The 3,282-nt window shown below is 71.1% G+C and carries 2 protein-coding genes; both read right to left on the reverse strand.

From position 1 onward, the window contains the following. Nucleotides 1-14: 14 nt before the first annotated feature. A complete protein-coding gene (locus G6018_RS13355) occupies nucleotides 15-2,363 on the reverse strand; it encodes an FdhF/YdeP family oxidoreductase (protein ID WP_182639868.1) in 2,349 nt (782 codons plus the stop codon). A gap of 65 nt (nucleotides 2,364-2,428) precedes the next feature. Further along, nucleotides 2,429-3,250, reverse strand: coding sequence for a formate dehydrogenase accessory sulfurtransferase FdhD (fdhD, locus tag G6018_RS13360; RefSeq protein ID WP_182639869.1), 822 nt, complete (start codon nucleotides 3,248-3,250; stop codon nucleotides 2,429-2,431). Nucleotides 3,251-3,282: the final 32 nt, after the last annotated feature.

Consider the following 3,282-nt stretch of genomic DNA (forward strand, 5'->3'; position numbering starts at 1 on the left):
CTCGCTAGCGCTCGCTAGCGCTCGCTTCGCGGCTCGAACCGGACGGTCACCGCCTTGAAACCGGGCGTGTTGGACTCCCGCGCCACGTTCTGACGGTGGACCAGGTTGTTGGCCTCGGGGAAGTAGGCCGCGCAGCAGCCGCGGGCCGTCGGGTAGGACACCAGCCGGAACTCCTCCGCCCTGCGCTCGCTGGTCACGCCGTCCGAGCCGGTGAACACACTCACCACGTCGACCAGTTGGCGGTCCGCGAGGCCCAGGTCGCGCAGGTCATCCGGGTTCACGAGGATCACCCGGCGCCCCTCGGAGATGCCCCGGTAGCGGTCGTCGAGACCGTAGAAAGTGGTGTTGTACTGGTCGTGGGACCGCATGGTCTGCAGGATCAGGTGCCCGGCCGGGGCCTCCAGCCACTCGAGCGGTGACACCGTGAAGTGCGCGCGCCCGGACGGGGTGGCGAAGGACCGGGTGTCGCGCGGCGGGTTGGGCAGCACGAACCCGGACTTCTGTCGCACCCGCCGGTTGTAGTCGGTGAAGCCGGGGATCACCCGCGCGATGTGGTCGCGGATCACGTCGTAGTCCTCCGCCATCGCGCGCCACCCCACCGGGTGGTCGTGACCGAGGATCGCCTCCGCCATGCCCGCGACGATCTGCGGTTCGCTGAGCAACTGCTCCGACACCGGCTCCAGCCGCCCCTGGGACGAGCGGATCACCGACATCGAGTCCTCCACCGAGACGAACTGTGCGCCCCCGGGGTGGCGGTCGTCGCGGTCCGTCCGCCCGAGAGTCGGGAGGATGAGCGACGTCTGCCCGTGGACCACGTGGGAGCGGTTGGGCTTGGTCGACACGTGGACGGTCAGCCCGGTGCGTTGCATCCCCTTCTCGAGGACGTCGGTGTCCGAACAGGCCTTGGCGAAGTTGCCGCCCATGGAGACGAACACGTCCACGTCACCGCGCTCGAACGCCTCGAGCGTCTCGGTCGAGTCGTAGCCGTGCTCACGCGGCGAGGCGATGCCGAACTCGTCGTCGAGCCCGTCCAACAACGTCGCGCCCGGCTTCTCCCAGATCCCCATGGTCCGGTCGCCCTGCACGTTCGAGTGGCCGCGGACCGGGCAGGCGCCGGCCCCGGGCTTGCCGAAGTTGCCCTGCAGCAGCAGGACGTTGACGATCTCGCGCAGGGTGTCCACCGAGTGGGGCTGCTGCGTGAGTCCCAGAGCCCAGCAGATGATCGTGCCCCGCGAGTGCACGAGCAGCGTCGCCAGTCGCTCGACCTGGTCGCGGCGCAGACCCGTGGCCCGCTCGGTGGTCTCCCAGTCAAGCTCGGCACGCGCGGCGGCGTAGTCCCGGAAGCCCTCGGTGCACGTGTCCACGAAGTCGCGGTCCACGACCGTGCCGGGCGCGGCCTCCTCGGCCCGGAGCAGCAGGTGGCCCAGGGCCTGGAACAGCGCGAGGTCGCCACCCACCTTGATCTGCAGGAAGTCATCCGAGACGGTCTCGCCCCCGCCCTCGACCAGGCTCTTGGCGATCCCGGTGGGGGACTGCGGATCGGCGAACCCCAGCAGTCCGGCCTCGGGCAACGGGTTGACCGCCACCACGTGGGCCCCGCGCCGCCGGGCGTCGGTGAGGGTGGAGAGCATCCGTGGGTGGTTGGTGCCGGGATTCTGTCCGACGACGAGGATGACGTCCGCGTGATCGAAATCCTCGAGCGAGACAGTCCCCTTGCCGATGCCGATCGTGGGCGTCATGGCCGACCCGGAGGACTCGTGGCACATGTTGGAGCAGTCGGGCAGGTTGTTGGTGCCGATGGACCGCGCGAGAAGTTGGTACATGAACGCGGTCTCGTTGGCCGTCCGACCGGAGGTGTAGAACACGCAGCGGTCGGGCGAGGTGGCGGTGACGTGCTCGGCCATGAGCGCGAACGCCTCCCGCCAGCCGATCGGAGAGTAGTGCTCGTCGCCGGGCCTGAGCACCACCGGCTCGGTGATCCGGCCCTGGTTGCCCAGCCAGTACTCGGTCTTGTCCCACAGCTCGCGGATCGGGTGGGCGGCCCACCACTCGGGGGTCACCGTCCGGGTCGTGGACTCCTCGGCCACCGCCTTGGCGCCGTTCTCGCAGAACTCCGCCGGCTTGCGCGGACCGGTGATGGACTCGGGCCAGGCGCACCCGGGGCAGTCCGTGCCGCCGCGGTGGTTGAGGCGGGCCAACGCCCGAGCCGTCCGGGTCGCCCCGGCCTGCGAGATCCCCCGCTCGAGCGCCACCGAGACGGCCTTGAGCCCCGCCGCGCTGGTCTCGGGTTCGCCGACCCGCAGGTCGGCCTCGTCGATGTCGGCGACGGGCGCGGACCGACGGATGCGGGGGACGAGGCTCATGGACCCATTGTGCGCCGGAACACACCGCGCCGCAGCCGCGGCCCGGGAGTGCGCGCGGTGCCGGATCAGTCGGCGACGCGCTCCGGATGGGTGTAGACGGTCGCGCGGTCGCCCCTGCTGAACCCGACCAGCGTCACCCCGGTCTCGGCGGCCAGGTCCACGGCCAACGACGAGGGGGCGCTGACCGCGGAGATCACCGGGATCCCCGCCATGGACGTCTTCTGCACGAGTTCGAACGAGGCACGCCCGGAGACCTGCAGGATCGTCTCCCGCAGCGGGAGCCGGCCCTCGCGCAGGGCCCAACCCACCACCTTGTCCACCGCGTTGTGCCGACCGACGTCCTCGCGCAGACAGAGCAGGTCGCCGTCGGGGGAGAACAGGGCCGCCGCGTGGACCCCGCCGGTGCGGCCGAAGACGATCTGACCCTCGCGGAGCCGGTCGGGAAGGGAGAGCAGGACCGCAGCCCCGACCAGGGGGGTGGCCGGCTCGGCGGGGAAGTGGGTCGCCTTGCGCACCTCCGCGACCGAGTCGACGCCGCACACCCCGCAGGAGCTGGTCATGGCGGTCACGCGGACGGACCGGGGCTCCGGGACATCCGGGGACAGGGTCACGGTGAGGGTGTTGTAGTCCTGCTCGGTGCGGCCGCTCACGGTGGTGCAGTAGCAGATCTCGGGGAGGTGGTCGCGGTGCCAGATCGCCCCCTCCGACACCAGGTAACCGGCGGCCAGGTCCATGTCGTCGCCCGGGGTGCGCATCGTGACGAGGTAGGGGCGTCCCCCGAGACGGACCTCCAGCGGCTCCTCCACCGCGAGGGTCGCCACCTCACGTCTGGCGTCACTGCCGGCGATGATCCTCCGCGCGGGGTGACGACTCGTCCGTCGTCCCATGGTGCAGAGGCTAGCCGGTGCCGGGTTCAGCC

It is taken from the genome of Dietzia sp. DQ11-44, from assembly GCF_014145205.1.
Classification (GTDB): domain Bacteria; phylum Actinomycetota; class Actinomycetes; order Mycobacteriales; family Mycobacteriaceae; genus Dietzia; species Dietzia natronolimnaea.

Bases quoted from the DNA above. Each gene is read 5' to 3' on its own strand.
- fdhD (WP_182639869.1), bottom strand. From the start codon at position 3,250: ATGGGACGACGGACGAGTCGTCACCCCGCGCGGAGGATCATCGCCGGC.
- G6018_RS13355 (WP_182639868.1), bottom strand. From the start codon at position 2,363: ATGAGCCTCGTCCCCCGCATCCGTCGGTCCGCGCCCGTCGCCGACATC.